Source organism: Mycobacteriales bacterium, from assembly GCA_040902655.1.
Classification (GTDB): domain Bacteria; phylum Actinomycetota; class Actinomycetes; order Mycobacteriales; family SCTD01; genus SCTD01.
This window is the reverse complement of the sequence record JBBDWV010000041.1, coordinates 1-15,350: the sequence shown is the minus strand read 5'-3', so window position 1 is coordinate 15,350 and position 15,350 is coordinate 1. Positions and strand designations below refer to the sequence as shown.

Sequence of the window (15,350 nt, the reverse complement as noted above, 5' to 3'; positions counted from 1 at the left end):
CTCCTTCTTGGCTACGGGACGAGGATGGCGCGGCCGCGGACGCGACCGGCGTCAAGGTCGTGCAAGGCATCGAGCGCCTTGTCGAGCGGGTACTGCTTGGTGTGCAGGGTGACCTTGCCGGCCTGGGCCAGCACCATGAGTTCTGCCAAATCGTTGTAGGTACCGACAATATTGCCGATGACGTTCTTCTCGCCGGCCACGAAGTCCAGCGTGGGAATGCACAACTCTCCGCCGTAGCCGATGACGAACTGCGAACCAGCGGGGGCGGTCATGGCCCAGGCGTCGCTCTCGGCGCCCTGCTCGGCGACAAAGTCGAAGACGACCTCGGCGCCCTGGCCCTCGGTGAGATCCTTGACCGCCTGGACATGGTTACCGTCGGCCTGGACGGTCTCGTCCGCGCCGATGTCCTTGGCCAGCGCCAGCGCGTCCGGGTTCCGGTCCACGACGATGATCCGGGTGGCGGTGAGAGCGGCCAGGCACTGCACCCCGATGTGCCCGAGACCGCCGGCTCCCTGCACCACGGCGGTGGTTCCTGGATACAGCAACGGCACCGCCTTGCGCACGGCGTGGTAAGCGGTGATCCCGGCGTCGGCGAGCGCCGCGACGTCCGCCGGGTCGGTCGACGGGTTCAGCTTCACGCAGGCCCGCGCCGTCGTACGCAGGTACTCCGCCATGCCTCCGTCGTTGTTCGACAGGCCGGGGAAGAAGGCGTTCTCGCACTGCATGTCCTTGCCTGCTCGACAGGCGCGACACAGGCCGCAGGAGGGCTGCGGGTGCAGGATCACCGTGTCGCCGACGGCCACGTTCGTGACGCCCTCGCCGACCGCATGCACCCAACCGGCGTTCTCGTGACCGATGACGTAGGGCAGGTCGGGGCCCATGGCCTCGGCCCACTGGCCTTCGAGAATGTGCAGATCGGTGCGGCAGACCCCGGCACCTCCGACCTTGACGATGACGTCGAGGGGCCCCTGTAGCGACGGCTCCGGAATGTCGTCGATCGTCGGATCGGTGTGGTACTTGTGCACGCGGACTGCTCGCACCGGCATTCTCCTCGCGTCTGGGACCCGGGTCCTTGAGGCGACCACAGCGTGTCGCCCTGCAGCGAACTTACGGAGCGCCACGCTGGGGTGGCGTCTCAATGTGAGACGGTCGTGGGGCGGACGGTTCTCCCGACGGGCGCGCGAAGCGAGGCGAGCAACTACTCACCCAGATACCGGGTGCGCAGAGCGGCCAACTCGTCCTGAACGCCGGGCGAGGTCACGACCTCGTCGTTGCGGCCGGGCTCGATGCCGAGTGCGCGCAGCAGTGCCGCCGCGGGGACCGCCGGGTCGCCGGCGTCGCCGAGCACAGGATGCAGACCGCTGTCAGCCAGATGGTGAAAGACGACGTTGACCACGGTCCAGGGGTTGAAGGTCTCGATCTTCTCGGTCTCCGTCATGTCGGTCCTCCCGTTGTGGGTGTGTGCTCCGTCCGAGCCTCCGGACCCCACGGGGCTACGTCAAGATGCACGACGCTCGCTCAGCTGTGCGGGGCACCGGCCCAACGCCAGCCACCCTCACCGAAGTACTCCACGCGTTGCACCTCCTCCTCCGGTCCCTCGTCGTCCACGGCCCACACCCACGCCTCCGCGTGGTCGGGAAAGTCGCCTTCTGCCACCACGTCGCCCATACCGTCGAGAAATCGATACCGAGTCACAGCGCCAAGGTAGGGCCGGAGGCGCCCCCAGGTCACCCGCCGGGGCGGCTCACCCGTCTGCTGGTCGAGCAGACGGCGGCCGGCTGATCTGGTAGAGCACGGCACCGGCGGCAGTCGTCGCCGCCGCGCCGGCCGCGAGCGGTCCCGCGCCGGTGGCAGGAAGCGCCCGGCCGCGCGACCCGGCGGTCGCGTCGAACGGCACGCCGGTCGCACCGCCGGAGGTGCGGGGCGGCGGCGCGAAACCGGCAGGCGTCGTGCGGCCGAGCCCCTCCTTCACGAACGGCGCCCGCCCGAAGTGCTCGACCGCGATCCGCTCGGCGGTCTGGGTAGCGAACATCTGCAGCGACAGGGTCGGGTTCGGACCACCGAGGCTGTCGGGCAGGGACGACGCATCGGCGAGGTAGAGCCGCTTCACCTCCCACGCCTCCCCCCAGGCATCGACGACGCTGGTCCTCGGGTCGCGGCCCCGGCGCATGGAGGACTGCATGTGCAGGTACAGCGGCGGCCAGGACGCCCGCTGCACCCTGCGCGCACCGGCTGCGCGCAGGATGTCCGCAGCCATCCGTGCCAGCTCGTCGCGCCGTCGGTCGCTCTCGGGCGTGGGCCGGTAGGCGAGCAGCGGAACCCGGCCGTGCTCGTCGGCCGGCCACGCCGGGTCCAGGGTGACCCGGTTCTCGCGGGAGATCTCGTCGTCGGTGATGACGAGCACCGGCAGGGACCGGTCGTACCCGCTCAGCATCTGCTCGAACTGCTGACCCGTCAGATGGCCCCTGGTGTCCCAGGGCTCGCCTCGACTGTTGTCGTCGGAGCCCCACTGGTCGGAGAACGTCGACGTGCCGAACCCGAACTTCCCGGGTCCGAGCCCCACCGTCTCGAGGCAGCCGAGGCCCGGAACGTCGACGCGGGACTGGGAGTTCTGGCCGACGTACGGGTGGATCGGATGGTCGAACGTCCCGGTGACGAAGTCGAACCAGTGGATCGTGAGGTAGCGACCGACCGTGTCGTTCGCGTCGGGCAGCTCCGAGTTGAGCCACAGCCTGGGGGATTCGACGCACCCGGCGGACAGCACCACGACCTCCGCGGTGGCCTCGCTGATCTCCCCGCTTCGGGTGTTGCGCCAACGCACGCCGGTCGCGACGGTCTCGCCCCCGCGCGTGCCGGTCAGGATGCGGGTGGCGAAGGCGTCGGTCTCCAGCCGGTAGTTCTGGTGGGCCTCGGCCAACGGCACGTAGCTGACGTTCGTCGAGCGTTTCGCCTGCTGGTCCAGCGGCACGCCGTGGGGGTGCATGCAGCCCTCGTAACAGTGTCCGCACTGGTTGCAGCCACCGGTTCCCGGCGCTCCGAGCGATCGCCCGGGGCCGGCGTAGCCGGGCGGCAGGATCGCGTTGTACTGCGGGCGCCAGCCGGCGGAGCGGACGTCACGACCCGGGATCTCCGGAAGGCCGAAGCGCGCGGCACCGTGCAGGAACCACGCGTCCTTGGTGGGCAGCCGTGGGTCGCGGATCACCGGAAGCAGGGTCTCCACCCGCTCGTAGTACGGGACGAGGTCGTCGTACGGCATCGGCCACCCGCCGCGCTCGACGGCCAGCGGGTACGCGCGCGGGGAGTTGCCGAAGTAGTGCAGCGTCGTCCCGCCGACGCCGGCAATCTGCTGCACCAGACCCGCGTCGACGACCCGCCGGACCCACGGTGACCGAAACCGGTCCGACGGCCCCCAGCGGAGGGTGCCGCCGACGACGTTGTTCATGTCGGCCTCGGAGTGCGTCCAGGCCCGCTCCGGGTCCCGGTGGTAGGGGCCGGCCTCGAGCTGGAGCACCCGAAGACCCTGCTCCGCGAGCTCCTTGGCGACAACGGGGCCGCCGCCGCCGGCACCGATGATCAGTACGTCGTAGTCGGCCAATGTCGGGTCGCTCCTACGGCTCGGCGTCGGTCATGGCGGCGAACCCGCTCGGGCCGCCCTGGGTGTAACTGTCCGCGTAGCCGTGCGACGGCCCGGGGAAGCCGACCTCGCGCCAGCGGTCCAGGCGCGGGCCGTCGGGTGTGGCCGGCTCGTCGAGGGTGGCGTCGGTCCAGTACGCGAAGGCGCAGAACGGGATGAGCTGGTTCGCGATCTGGCGCATGTCGGGCTCGCTGCCCAGGACCATCGCCCGCAGCACCGCCCGCCGGTCGTCCGGGCTCACCTGCGCGAAGCGCGGCCCGTGCGCCCCCGCCACCGTGTGTGCGTCCAGGACGGCAGCGACGGCGGCCGTCACCGCAACCTGCTCGGGCAGCGGCGGAAGCGCGCGGTCGAATTCCCGGATGATCCAGGCGGCGGCCGGTTCGTCGGGCACACCGGTCACCGCCTCGACCGCGGCGGTGAAGGTGGCCAGCGTCGTCGGCAGCGTCTGCGCCGCCGCCAGGCCGGTCCACGGCGTCCGGTACAGCACCTCGGGCAGGCTCAGGGCGGTGGCGCCGAGGGCGGCCAGTGCCGCTCCGCGGCGAAGCAGCGCCCGCCGGGTCAGCTCCGACTGCTCGGTGAGGGGCAGGTCCACGCACACCACGTTCTGCGCCGGCGAGCGGTTTCCTGCCGACCGACGCGGTTCGGGGACGACCGCATCGGCTCGGGGACCACCACATTCGGTAGCGAGGGCCCGGCGGGAGGAGTTCGACCGCTGCCGTCGAAGAACCGACAGAGATGTGTCCGTCGGGACCGCGTGCCCCGGATCCGGTCCGGCCGGCCGGCCGCGGAGAGGTGAGGAGAGGGCATGACCAGGAACGCGCGCAACCGCCGACCGTCCGTCGTCGTCGGCCTGGCGCTGACGCTGCTCGGGGCCCTCGTCGTGGCCCCAGGGGCGGCCGCCCATCCCGGACTGCATCCGGGTGACGAGGACCCGGCCCCCGGGATCGGTGTCCAGATCAACTCGCCCGCGGATCTGGCCGGCTTCCTCCCCGGCTTCCAGTACGCCGGCACGCCGGAGGTGGCCGACGAGACCGCGCCGTTGGTCTATGCCGGGACCGGCTGCACGCCCGCGAGCTACGCGGCGGTCGCCGACCAGGTCCGCGGCAAGATCGCGCTCACCGAGCGGCTCCAGAGCCAGACGAATCCGGCGGACGTCTGTCCAGCGGCGACCTTCGCCCAGCGGGTCGCCTCCGCCGAGGCGGCGGGGGCGATCGGCCTGGTCGTCATCCCGGCCGAGGGCAGAGAACCCACGACGAACGGCACCGCGATCACCGGCGGCATCCCTGCGATGGAGGTCTTCCGTTCGCCCGAGATCCTCGCGGCGCGCGACGCGGTCATCGCCGGCACGACGGTCGAGGTGACCCTCACCGACACCAGGGAGCCGCTCGCGGCGATGACCGACGTGGCGTGCGAGGACGGCCGGGCGGGTCCCTTCGAGTGCAAGGGGATCGACCTGCTGGCGTTCGTGCCGCAGGAGGAGTTCAGCGGTGCCGGCATCAGCGACCTGTGGGGCTGGAGCGACCCCGAGGGCGGCGGCGAGTACGTCATCATCGGCAAGACGAACGGCGTCGCGTTCTTCGACGTCACCGAGCCGACCGCACCACGTTACCTGGGCGAGCTGCCGAATCCTGCGGTGGCGCAGCAGATCTGGCACGACATCAAGGTCTACGACAACCACGCCTTCATCGTGAGCGAGTCCGAGCCGCACGGCATGACGGTCTTCGACCTGACCCGGCTGCGAGACGTCGAGCAGCCCGGCCAGGTGTTCGAGAGGGACGCCATCTACCGGCTGAACTGGGCCGCCCACAACCTCGAGATCAACACCGAGACCGGCTTCGCCTACATCGTCGGCGGCAACGCGGGAATCGTCGCCCCCGACCAGTGCCTGTCCGGCCTGCACATGGTCGACATCCGTGAGCCCAAGAACCCGTCGTTCGCCGGGTGCTACCTGGCCGAGGGCGGCCCGGGTACGGCGGCGCGCAGCGTCGGCAGCCCGGCCACGGAACTCTCCCCCGCCGCCTACGTCCACGACACGACCTGCGTGGTCTACAAGGGACCGGACCAGGACTATGCCGGCAGGGAGGTCTGCTTCAACTCCGCGGAGGACAAGGTCGTCATCGCCGACGTCAGCGACAAGGCAGCTCCCGTCACCCTCGGAACGACCGCCTACAAGAATGTTGCCTACGCGCACCAGGGGTCGCTCACCGAGGACCACCGGTTCCTGCTGCTGAACGACGAGCTCGACGAGCAGACTTTCGACACCAACACCCGGACGATCGTGCTGGACGTCTCGGACCTCGACGCCCCGAAGGTGCACTTCGAGCACATGCATGCCACGAAGTCCATCGACCACAACAACTACGTGCACGGCGGGTTCGTCTACCAGTCGAACTACACCGCGGGCCTTCGGGTGCTGGACGTGGCGGACGTCGAGCGGGCAAGCATGAGCGAGGTGGCGTTCTTCGACACCTACCCGGCGCACACCGACGCGACGTTCGACGGGACGTGGTCGAACTACCCGTTCTTCGCCTCGGGGACGATCGCCGTGAGCGGGATCGACGAGGGGTTGTTCCTCCTCAGGCGCCAGGACGTGGGCGTGGGCGTGGGCGTCAGCTGCGAGACCTGCCCGGTGGAGATCCGGGCGGGCGAGAGCGGCACCGCGCGGGTCACTGTCCACAACACCGGTCGCGACGACGACATCTACACGGTGACGGCCGACGACGTCCCGGACGGCTGGACCGTGCAGGCGGGGTCCGTGGCCGTGGCAGCCGGCGACACCGAGCAGCTGGCGGTGACCATCGACGTACCGCGCCGGGCACGTGCGGGGACCTACACCCTGACCCTCACCGCGACCTCCGCCGCAGATCCTGGGGTCCGTGACTCGGTGCAGATCCCGGTCGAGGTACGCAAGGGCCGGCCCACCGGGACCGCCCGCACCGGCGGGTAGCGGCCGGCCGCAGCAGCGAGCTGGTCGGCGTGCTCGGCATGCCGCAACGCGGATCGGTCGGGTCGGCTACAGTCCTGGACGTGCAGACGCAGCGATTTCTCTACGGCTCCCGGACTCCGGTCGCCGTCGCGCTCGCCTGACCGCAACGACAGCCCGGGTCCTCGACCCGGCGCTGCGCTCCTGGTCGAGGACTCCTCCTCCCAGGAAGGCAGCACCCATGAGCACTCTCACCATCGAGGCCGGTCGCGCCCGGATCGACTCCATCGATGACGAGATCGTCCGCCTGGTCCGCGAGCGGATCGCCCTCAGCCAGCAGGTCCAGCAGGTCCGCCGGGCGGTCGGCGGGCCGCGCGTCGTGCAGGCCCGCGAGAACGACGTCGTCGGGCGGTGGCGGGCCCAGCTCGGCCGGCCCGGTGGTGCGATCGCCCTCGCCCTGCTCGAGCTCGGCCGCGGCCCGTCCGCCTGAGCTCAGACGGTGGCCCGCAGCCCCCTGGTCGTACGCCGCTCGACCACGAAGGACAGGAACGGCACGGTGCCGGCCAGCATCACGCCGAGCGTGTGCAGCACCGACCAGCCTGCCCGGCGCGACAGGTCCACCGTCGTCGCGAGGTAGACCAGGTACAGGAAGCCGTGGATCGGGCTGATCGTCTCCGACATGCGTGGCTCGCCGAACAGGTACCGCACCGGTACGGCGATGAGGATGAAGACGACCAGCACCACACCGACGACATTCGCGACGACCCGGTAACGCTGCAGCGCGCCGCTCACCGGCGGCTGTTCTCGGCGAGCCAGGCCAGGTGGCGGTTGTAGGCGGCCAGCTCGTCGTCGTCCTCGGCCGCGGCCGGCGTGGCCTGCGGACGCCGGTCCGGCTGCGGCAGCTCCGCCCGGTCCGCCGTGGGCGGCTCGATCCGCTGCGGGTCCAGCTCGTCGAGGATCATCTTGACCCAGAGAAAGACGGCGAAGCCGGCGAACAGCCACCACTGAACGGCGTAGCCGTAGTTCTGCCAGTCGCCCTGCGATCGGGCCTTGTCCCACTGCCACCAGCCGATCCGGCCGAGCACGACCAGCGACGCGAGCAGCAGGGCGTGCCACCCGAGCCACCGGGGTGAGACGAAGGCCCTGCGCACCTGCCTCAGGCTACCGGCGCAGCGCGGCGCCCGCCTGCCCGGCGGACTCCTGCTCCGGCCGGCTCCCGCCGCGCCGTGTGATGCCGGTGCGCAGGGGCAAGGAGGTCGTCATGCTGCCTCGCATCGGGCCCGACGCGCCCTGGCCCGCGGCGCTGTGGGTCGTCCGGCACGGTGAGAGCGCCGGGAACGTCGCCCGCGACGCCGCCGAGGCAGACGGCCTCGAACGCCTGGACCTGACCAGCCGCGACGTGGACGTCCCGCTGTCCGACCTCGGCCGGCGGCAGGCGCGGGCGCTGGGCCGCTGGATCGCCGACCAGCCGGAGAGCGAGCGCCCGACCGTGCTGTGGACCTCGCCGTACGTGCGGGCGCAGGAGACGGCGGCGCTGGCCCTCGAGGCGGCCCGCCTGGACCTTCCGCGGGTGGTGGACGAGCGGCTACGCGAACGGGAATTCGGGGTGCTCGACGGGCTGACGCGGCGCGGCATCACCGCGCAGTTCCCGCAGGAGAGCGAGCGGCGGGCGCTGGTCGGCAAGTTCTACCACCGGCCGCCCGGCGGCGAATCCTGGACCGACGTCGCGCAGCGGCTGCGTGCCGTCCTGGACGACATCCGGCTCGACGCCCAGGGCGAGCGCGTGCTGGTGGTGGCGCACCAGGTGGTGGTGCTGCTGGTCCGCTACGTCCTCGAGGGGATGGACGAGGCCGGCGTGCTGACGCTGGACGCGGAGGCAGAGGTCGTGAACTGCTCGGTGACCTCCTACCGGTACGACCCCGGGAACGGCCGGCTGGTCCTCGAGCGCTACAACGAGGCGACACCGCTCGAGGAGCAGGACGAGGTCGTCACCGCCGAGCCGGACGCCCCCCGTGCTCCCCGCTGACGTCGTCACGCCGCGGCTGCTGCGGGGCTGGCCGCTGCCCGAGCCGGGGGAGGGCGGCGACAAGTACGACCGCGGCACCGTTCTGGTCGTGGGCGGCTCGACGAGCACACCCGGGGCGGTGCTGCTGGCCGGCCTGGCGGCGCTGCGTACGGGCGCCGGGAAGCTGCAGATCCTGACGGTGGAGGCCACCGCCGTCACGCTGGGCGTGGCTGTGCCCGAGGCCGCCGTCGTCGGACTGCCGGCGGCGCCCGACGGCTCGCTGTCCCCCACAGCGGCCGGGCAGGTCCTGGACCGCAGCGAGCGGGCCTCGGCGGTCGTCCTCGGACCAGGCCTGCTCGACACCGACGGTGCCGGCGAGCTGTTGCGCCGGGTGCTGCCGCACGTCGGCGACACGCCGCTGCTGCTGGACGGGGTGGCGCTCGAGGCGCTCGCGAAGGACCCAGGCCTGCTGGCGGGCCGGGTGGGGCTGCTGACACCGAACGCGCGCGAACTTGCCGCGCTGCACGGAGGCGAGGAGCTCGCGGACGAGGCGGCCGCCGGCCTGGTCTCCCAGCGGTACGACGCGGTGGTGTCCGCGCCCGGCCGGGTGGCCGCGCCGGACGGCCGGAGGTGGTCTGTCGAGGCCGGCGGCGTCGGGCTGGGTACCTCGGGCTCGGGTGACGTCCTGGCCGGCCTGACGGGCGGGCTGCTCGCGTGCGGGGCGGAACCGGCGCAGGCCGGCGTCTGGGGCCAGTACCTGCACTCCTCGGCCGGTGACCTGCTCACCGCGCGGCTCGGGCGGGTCGGCTTCCTGGCCCGGGAGCTGCTCGAGGTGGTGCCCACCGTGCTGGGCCAGCTGCGACCCTGACACTGGTGCGCCCTACCGCGGCTGGGTAGGGGCGGGTCGACCGTGCACCTGGCGACGAGCTGCGGTAGCGCGTTCCGGGTCGGCCGACCAGCGGGCGTTAACGAGTGCTCACCGGCGCCGCTAGCCTGGGGCTGTGACCACCGCCACTGCGCCGCCCCGCCGCGAGCAGCTGCTCGAGGCGGCGGCGCAGCTGTTTGCAGAACGCGGCTTCCACGCGGTCGGCATCGACGACATCGGTGCCGCGGCGGGCATCAGCGGGCCCGGCGTCTACCGGCACTTCCCCAGCAAGGCAGCACTTCTCGAGGCGCTCTGCGACCGGGCGATGACGCGGATGCTCGCGGGCGCACGCGGGATCCCGGCAGCCCACGGCGATCCGGAGGCGGCGTTGGAGGCGCTGGTCGACCTGCACGTGGCGTTCGCCGTCCAGGAGCGCGCGCTGATCGGGGTCTGGGTACGCGAGGCGCGGGCGCTGTCCGACGGCGTCCGCCGGTCGCTGCGCCGGCGGATGAAGGCCTACGAGCAGCCCTGGCACGAGGTGCTCGGCCGGCTGCGCGACGACCTCGACCCGGCCGACGTGGCGGTGGTGACCGGCTGCACCCTGGCGATGCTCAACGGCACGGCGCTCACTCCGGTGTCGATGGAGGCCGGGCGGCGTGCGGTGCTGCTGCGCGAGACGGCGCTGTCCGCGCTGCTCGGCCGCCGTCGCTGATCCCGCCGGCCGCACCGTCAGGGCGTGACGGGATCCTGGCCGCCGCCCGAGGTCGCCGAGGAGAAGTGGCTGAGGTCCACCACGACGAACAGGCCCACCGCCGTGAACGCCTCGGCGCCCGTGGGGTCGGCGCCCACGCAGGACACCCAGATCTTGCGCCCGTCGCGGCGGTCGACGCGGGCGCGTACGACGTACCGCACGCCGGTCAGCACCGGGCGGAGATAGTCGACCTCCAGCCGCCGGGTGACGCCCGGCGCCCGGAGGGCGTAGAGGAGGAAGCCGAGGAGGTCGTCGACGACGGTGGCGACGGCGCCACCGTGCGCGATGCCTGGCGCGCCGCTGTGCCGCGCCTCGAAGACGTGCTCGGTGGCGACGCCGTCGCCCTCACGCCGGACCTGCAGGTGGTAGCCCTCCGGGGCCTCCGGGCCGCAGCCGAGGCAGGTCGGGTAGTGCGGCGGCAGGACGTCGTCGTCGAGCCGCCCGACGACCTCGCGCAGGTGGGACAGGACCGGATCGTGATCAGACACCGAGCGACCTTCCGATGATCTCCTTCATGACCTCCGTCGTCCCGCCGTAGATGGTCTGCACCCGGGCGTCGAGGTAGGCCTTGGCCACCGGGTACTCCAGCATGTAGCCGTAGCCGCCGTGCAGCTGCACGCATGCGTCGACCACGCGCTTCTGCAGTTCGGTCGTCCACCATTTCGCCATCGCGGCGTCCTGCACCGTGAAGCGACCGGCGTTGTGCTCCAGCACCGCCTTGTCCACGTAGTGGCGGGCGATCTCGATCTCGGTGGCCAGCTCGGCGAGCACGAAGCGGTTGTGCTGGAAGCTGCCGATCGGCCGGCCGAAGGCGCTGCGGCCCTTGCAGTAGTCCAGCGTCAGGTCGAACACCGTCTGCGCCGCAGCGACGGCCATCACCGCGATGGACAGCCGCTCCTGCGGGAGCTTGTCCATCAGGTGGACGAAGCCGCCCCCCTCGCGGCCGACGAGGTTGCCGGCAGGGACCCGTACGTCGTCGAAGGAGAGCTCGGCGGTGTCCTGCGCCTTCAGGCCCACCTTGGCCAGGTTGCGGCCGCGCTCGAAGCCCTTCATGCCGCGCTCGACAGCGAGCAGGGAGAAGCCGTGGGCTCCCTTCTCCGGGTCGGTGCGCGCGACCACCAGGACGAGGTCGCTGTGGATGCCGTTGGTGATGAAGGTCTTCGACCCCGACAGCACCCAGTCGGCGCCGTCCCGGCGGGCCGTCGTCTTCAGGCCCTGCAGGTCCGATCCGGCACCCGGCTCGCTCATGGCGATGGCCGTGATCATCTCGCCGCGCACGAACGGCGGCAGCCAGCGCTCCTTCTGCTCGTCGGTCGTCAGGTCCAGCAGGTACGGCCCCACCACGTCGTTGTGCAGGGTGAAGCCGACACCGGTCGCGCCGACCCGGGTCAGCTCCTCGGAGACGACGCAGTTGTAGCGGAAGTCGGCGGTGCCGCCGCCGCCGTACTGCTCGGGGACGTCGGTGCCGAGCAGCCCCTGCCTGCCCGCCTCGACCCACACCGAGCGGTCCACGATGCCCTGCCCCTCCCACTCCTCGTGGAAGGGCGTGACGTGTCTGGCGCAGAAGCCGCGGACCGATCCCCGGAAGGCGTCGTGCTCGGGCTCGTACAGGGTGGACTGCATGCCCGCCACGTTAGCGGTCGTTCACGCACCGCGCCCCCGGCCGGCTGCCCCTGGGTCGGGAGAGGCACGTACGGTGGGGTGGTCCGGGAAGGCGCAGGTGAAGGGGATCCGTGAGCGGCTGGCGACGTTGTGACTCGTGCCGCAAGGTGAAGGCCGCCGGGGAGTTCGACGGCGAGGCGACCACCTGCCGGGCCTGCCTGACCAGTCCGACGCCCGCCCCGCGCAGGAAGTCCGTGGTCGTGTCTCGGGCGGCCGCACCGCGCCCGCCGGCGGCGCCCGTCGACCGCGGGCCGCGGCTCGGCAGCGTCGGCAGCGGTGACCTCGAGGTCCGGGAGCGGCGGGCGCGGCGGGCCGCCTCCGAGGCGCTCGCCGAGCTGCACCCGGACGACTTCGCGATCCTGCTGCGGGACGCCCGGGCGGCCGAGGGGCTGCGCTCACTGAGCGCCGAGTCGGCGCCGCCGCCTCCCGAGAGCGCCTGACCACGGACTGCTATCGTCTTCGCCTGCACCAGCGCCGCTAGCTCAATTGGCAGAGCAGCGGACTCTTAATCCGCGGGTTCGGGGTTCGAGTCCCTGGCGGCGCACCCTGTTTGACCTGGGCTTTCTTCCTCATGGAAGGAGGCCCAGCGTCGTTCCGGGGCTCAGATGGGGACGAGATGGGGACGCGACTGCCAGTCGGCCTCATCCGGGGCACCAGCCGGGCGGCTGCTTCGGCGGCTGCGCGGGCCACTTCGGGCAGGACGCTGGTGTAGGTGTCGGCGGTGATCCCGATCGAGGAGTGGCCGAGCATCTCCGAGACGACCTTGAGGTTGGCGCCGCCGGCGAGAGCCAGCGTCGCAGCTCCGTGGCGAAGATCATGAAGGCGGACGGGCGGCAGGTCAGCGTCCCGGATCAGCCGCTCGAACCGGCTGGTGACCGAAGCTGGGTGCAGCGAGCTGCCGTCCTCTCGCGTGAACACCAGGCCGCTGTGCACCCAGCCCTCGCCCCAGGCGGCGCGTTCGGTGCGCTGCCGGTCCTGGTGCTCGCGGAGCACCTCGGTGGTGTCGGCGTCCAAGGCCACGATGCGCGCGCCGCTATCGGTCTTGGGGGCTCCGCGTTCGGTCTTCCAGCCGAGTTGGATGATCTGTTCGCTGATCGTCACGGTGCCGCCTTCGAGGTGCACGTCGGTCCAGGGCAGTCCGACGGCCTCGCCGCGGCGCAGACCGCGGAAGGCCACGAGGTGGAACAGTGGGTAGAGCCGGTCGTTCCGGGCGTGGTCGAGGAACCGGCCCGTCTGCTCGGGTGTCCACACCGCGACCTTGGGCCGCTGCCCCGTGGCGCGCCAGGCCGCGACGCGCTCTTCGGTCCAGATAACGGCCTTGGGTCGCCGTCCGCTCTCGAGTTCCACGTAGGCGGCCGGGTTGAACGCGATGAGCCGGCGTTTGGCGGCGGTGTTCAGCGCTGACATCAGGGTGGCGTGCACCCGGCGGACCGTAGCCGGGCTCAGCGCGCTAGCGGCCGTCACCCGGCACTCCAGCAGGTGCGCCAAGGTCAGTGACCGGGTGACATCGCCGTCCCCGCGTCCCAGTTGCCGGAGTGCGTCGTAGAGATCCTCGACGTCCGCGGTCGTCAGCTCTGCGAGCCGGTGATGGCCCAGTCCCGGCTTGAGGTAGAGCCGGATGTGCTCGGCATAGGACCGCCTGGTGCTGGAGCGCAGACCCACCTTCCCGCTCATCCACGAGTCGAGGTACTCCCCCACCGACTGCCGCCCCACCTCCACGTGCGTGCGCTTCTGGACCCGGTCAAGCAGGTCGACCAGCGCCGCCTGCGCGTCCCGCTGGGTCGCGAAGCCACCCTGTCGCTGACGCCGCCGAGCGCCACCGCCGGTGGCGGGCAGCTCGGCGTAGTAGTACCAAGTGCCGTGATTCCTGCCCTTGAGCCGGGGGCAGTCAGCACCGAGGGACTTGCCGGCCGGGTTGACGCAGCCGCAGCGCTTGTAAGTCGAGCCCTTCACAGCCGTTCCTCTCGCTTCCCTGACGTTCTACCGCTCGGCGGCGACATGTGCCTGAGCCTCCGAACCTTCTGTGGAGAGATTGAGCAAGTCACGAAGTGCGGCGGTCGGGACGCGGATGCTGCTGCCAAGACGGAGCACGGGTGTCGGCCAGCGGCCGGTGCGCACCAGCTCGTAGGCGCTGGTTCGACCGATGCCCAAGACGGACGCCGCGGTCAGCAGGTCCACCACGACCGGCAGCTGGCGCAGGTCGTCCTCATCCACGGCGGGGCCGTCCCGAGACCGATGGAGGCATGTGTCGGCTGCTGACGCAATGCTCATCGGCGGACTCGCTGGGCCCAGCCTGTGCTGGCCGCGACGAGGTCACGGCCACGAGGCAGCCGAGGTGGCGCACCACGGTCGCCAGGGTGCGGCAGATGAAGGGTCTGCTCCGTGCCGATGGCGTCCCGAAGGACGATGTCGGTCGGCTCGCCTGCGGCGCGCGTCGTCGTGAGTGGTCGGAGCTGCGCGTGGCGCTGGTCACGGTGACTGACAGCACGGTCAACGGGTCGACGTTGACGACTTCCATGACACCTCCGGACCGGTTTGGGCGCATGGGTGGCACGATCACGCCTCCCGTTGCCGGGCTGCTTGCCGCCCTGGAATGCGCTGGGACCGGTGCCGCTGAAGGTGCGCCGACCTTTAAACCCTGTGTTGGTGACGGCGGCGCCCGCTTTGCTCGGCTACCGACCGCGTACGGGCCTTGCGGACTCAGCCGCGTGCCGCCCGCGCGGCAACAGCCCCGGCAACTGACCACGCGCCTTGCCGGTGCGATGTTCGGCCGCGACGACGGTGACACCAGAGTAGCGACCGCTCATGCCGAGAAGCGCGCTGCGCTTCGCTCGCCTGCTCGCGGAACCGGTCTGGACGCGCTCGTACTGATCGTCGTGCTTCAGAAGCAGCGATCCAGAGGTTCGTGGGAGCAAGACGACCAGTACGGATTGCCGGCGTGCGCAAGCGTGGCCGCTCCGCACCGGCTGACCTGCGCGACGCACCCATCTGCCGCGGGGCGCGCACGTGCCGCGACCCTGGTCGTCGGTGCTGCAGGCACCGGGGCGGGTGTGAGCACCCACGGCGCAGGAGGAGCCGGGCATTGTTTGATCATTGCGGACGGCGCCGTCGGGATCAGGGGGTGTAGCTGCTCGGGCTCTGCTGCTGCTCGCGCCTCGGCAGTAGGGGCGTTCGGTGCTCGAGCAGCCCCGTCTGGGGAAGGCTTGCGTACCGTCTGTGACGGCTGAGACACTCCGATCATGCTCGCCGCGCAGAGGCCGTCAGGGAGGCAGCGAGATCCCTGGGTGAGGGGGCTCAGACAGGGAGGCGTGGCCGCGATCCTGGCGGGGGTCGCGGCTCTTGTGGTGGTCGCTTTGGAGGCTCGCCGCACGAGCCTGGGCTTCAACGACGCGGACGATCCACGCGTCATGCTCAGCTTCTTCCGCCAGCACCCGGACGTGTACACGGTCAGCGGGCTAGTGCCGCTGCCGGCAACCTTCGCCTCGCGGGCGACACGCCGATGAAGATCCT

At 71.5% G+C, this 15,350-nt stretch carries 18 protein-coding genes and 1 tRNA gene; 9 read left to right on the top strand and 10 right to left on the bottom strand.

The window, feature by feature from the left end; translation table 11 throughout:
* Positions 1 to 11: 11 nt before the first annotated feature.
* The 5 genes from WD794_11580 to WD794_11560 form a co-directional block, all read right to left on the bottom strand.
* Entirely contained in the window at positions 12 to 1,040 is a 1,029-nt protein-coding gene (locus tag WD794_11580) for an NAD(P)-dependent alcohol dehydrogenase (protein MEX2290951.1), read from the bottom strand.
* A 158-nt stretch (positions 1,041 to 1,198) separates the two neighbouring features.
* The gene (locus tag WD794_11575) at positions 1,199 to 1,438 is read right to left on the bottom strand and encodes a hypothetical protein (GenBank protein ID MEX2290950.1); all 240 of its coding nucleotides are present in this window, start codon (positions 1,436 to 1,438) and stop codon (positions 1,199 to 1,201) included.
* A gap of 80 nt (positions 1,439 to 1,518) precedes the next feature.
* Positions 1,519 to 1,695: a hypothetical protein gene (locus WD794_11570; protein ID MEX2290949.1), complete on the bottom strand. Its 177-nt coding sequence runs from the start codon at positions 1,693 to 1,695 to the stop codon at positions 1,519 to 1,521.
* Positions 1,696 to 1,744: 49 nt separating this feature from the next.
* Positions 1,745 to 3,595: a GMC family oxidoreductase gene (locus WD794_11565; protein MEX2290948.1), complete on the bottom strand. Its 1,851-nt coding sequence runs from the start codon at positions 3,593 to 3,595 to the stop codon at positions 1,745 to 1,747.
* A gap of 13 nt (positions 3,596 to 3,608) precedes the next feature.
* Positions 3,609 to 4,226, bottom strand: coding sequence for a hypothetical protein (locus tag WD794_11560; protein MEX2290947.1), 618 nt, complete (start codon positions 4,224 to 4,226; stop codon positions 3,609 to 3,611).
* A gap of 213 nt (positions 4,227 to 4,439) precedes the next feature.
* Between WD794_11560 and WD794_11555 the strand changes: the two genes are divergently transcribed.
* Positions 4,440 to 6,581 carry a choice-of-anchor B family protein gene (locus WD794_11555; GenBank protein ID MEX2290946.1) on the top strand — a complete coding sequence of 714 codons (2,142 nt, stop codon included), beginning with the start codon at positions 4,440 to 4,442 and terminating at the stop codon, positions 6,579 to 6,581.
* The gene (locus WD794_11550; protein MEX2290945.1) at positions 6,511 to 7,047 is read left to right on the top strand and encodes a chorismate mutase; all 537 of its coding nucleotides are present in this window, start codon (positions 6,511 to 6,513) and stop codon (positions 7,045 to 7,047) included. The genes WD794_11555 and WD794_11550 overlap by 71 nt, the downstream gene beginning before the upstream one ends.
* Positions 7,048 to 7,049: 2 nt before the next feature.
* On the opposite strand, the gene WD794_11545 is transcribed toward WD794_11550, so the two are convergent.
* A complete protein-coding gene (locus tag WD794_11545; protein MEX2290944.1) occupies positions 7,050 to 7,349 on the bottom strand; it encodes a DUF3817 domain-containing protein in 300 nt (99 codons plus the stop codon).
* Complete coding sequence (locus tag WD794_11540) at positions 7,346 to 7,708, bottom strand: hypothetical protein (GenBank protein MEX2290943.1); 363 nt, start codon at positions 7,706 to 7,708, stop codon at positions 7,346 to 7,348. Before WD794_11540 ends, WD794_11545 begins: the two co-directional genes overlap by 4 nt.
* Positions 7,709 to 7,818: 110 nt before the next feature.
* Between WD794_11540 and WD794_11535 the strand changes: the two genes are divergently transcribed.
* The 3 genes from WD794_11535 (at position 7,819) to WD794_11525 (ending at position 10,139) form a co-directional block, all read left to right on the top strand.
* Complete coding sequence (locus tag WD794_11535; protein MEX2290942.1) at positions 7,819 to 8,583, top strand: histidine phosphatase family protein; 765 nt, start codon at positions 7,819 to 7,821, stop codon at positions 8,581 to 8,583.
* Positions 8,570 to 9,430, top strand: coding sequence for an NAD(P)H-hydrate dehydratase (locus WD794_11530; protein MEX2290941.1), 861 nt, complete (start codon positions 8,570 to 8,572; stop codon positions 9,428 to 9,430). The genes WD794_11535 and WD794_11530 overlap by 14 nt, the downstream gene beginning before the upstream one ends.
* A 133-nt stretch (positions 9,431 to 9,563) precedes the next feature.
* A complete protein-coding gene (locus WD794_11525; protein MEX2290940.1) occupies positions 9,564 to 10,139 on the top strand; it encodes a TetR/AcrR family transcriptional regulator in 576 nt (191 codons plus the stop codon).
* A 17-nt stretch (positions 10,140 to 10,156) separates the two neighbouring features.
* Here WD794_11525 and WD794_11520 read toward each other — a convergent pair whose 3' ends face one another.
* Positions 10,157 to 10,666 carry a PaaI family thioesterase gene (locus WD794_11520; protein MEX2290939.1) on the bottom strand — a complete coding sequence of 170 codons (510 nt, stop codon included), beginning with the start codon at positions 10,664 to 10,666 and terminating at the stop codon, positions 10,157 to 10,159.
* Positions 10,659 to 11,801: an acyl-CoA dehydrogenase family protein gene (locus WD794_11515; protein MEX2290938.1), complete on the bottom strand. Its 1,143-nt coding sequence runs from the start codon at positions 11,799 to 11,801 to the stop codon at positions 10,659 to 10,661. The genes WD794_11520 and WD794_11515 overlap by 8 nt, the downstream gene beginning before the upstream one ends.
* A 110-nt stretch (positions 11,802 to 11,911) precedes the next feature.
* Here WD794_11515 and WD794_11510 point away from each other — a divergent pair, with 110 nt between their 5' ends.
* The 3 genes from WD794_11510 to WD794_11500 all read left to right on the top strand — a co-directional run bounded on the left by WD794_11510 (position 11,912) and on the right by WD794_11500 (position 13,244).
* Positions 11,912 to 12,280 carry a hypothetical protein gene (locus WD794_11510; GenBank protein ID MEX2290937.1) on the top strand — a complete coding sequence of 123 codons (369 nt, stop codon included), beginning with the start codon at positions 11,912 to 11,914 and terminating at the stop codon, positions 12,278 to 12,280.
* A gap of 31 nt (positions 12,281 to 12,311) precedes the next feature.
* Positions 12,312 to 12,384, top strand: a tRNA-Lys gene (locus WD794_11505).
* Between the two features lie 260 nt (positions 12,385 to 12,644).
* Positions 12,645 to 13,244, top strand: coding sequence for a hypothetical protein (locus WD794_11500; GenBank protein MEX2290936.1), 600 nt, complete (start codon positions 12,645 to 12,647; stop codon positions 13,242 to 13,244).
* A gap of 576 nt (positions 13,245 to 13,820) precedes the next feature.
* On the opposite strand, the gene WD794_11495 is transcribed toward WD794_11500, so the two are convergent.
* Complete coding sequence (locus WD794_11495; protein MEX2290935.1) at positions 13,821 to 14,054, bottom strand: DNA-binding protein; 234 nt, start codon at positions 14,052 to 14,054, stop codon at positions 13,821 to 13,823.
* 1,094 nt (positions 14,055 to 15,148) lie between these two features.
* Here WD794_11495 and WD794_11490 point away from each other — a divergent pair.
* Entirely contained in the window at positions 15,149 to 15,343 is a 195-nt protein-coding gene (locus tag WD794_11490; GenBank protein MEX2290934.1) for a hypothetical protein, read from the top strand.
* Positions 15,344 to 15,350 lie beyond the last annotated feature (7 nt).

What these genes read in the sequence shown, in the direction of transcription:
- WD794_11575 (MEX2290950.1), bottom strand. Translation starts at nt 1,438, where the DNA reads ATGACGGAGACCGAGAAGATCGAGACCTTCAACCCCTGGACCGTGGTC.
- WD794_11555 (MEX2290946.1), top strand. Translation starts at nt 4,440, where the DNA reads ATGACCAGGAACGCGCGCAACCGCCGACCGTCCGTCGTCGTCGGCCTG.
- WD794_11535 (MEX2290942.1), top strand. Translation starts at nt 7,819, where the DNA reads ATGCTGCCTCGCATCGGGCCCGACGCGCCCTGGCCCGCGGCGCTGTGG.
- WD794_11515 (MEX2290938.1), bottom strand. Translation starts at nt 11,801, where the DNA reads ATGCAGTCCACCCTGTACGAGCCCGAGCACGACGCCTTCCGGGGATCG.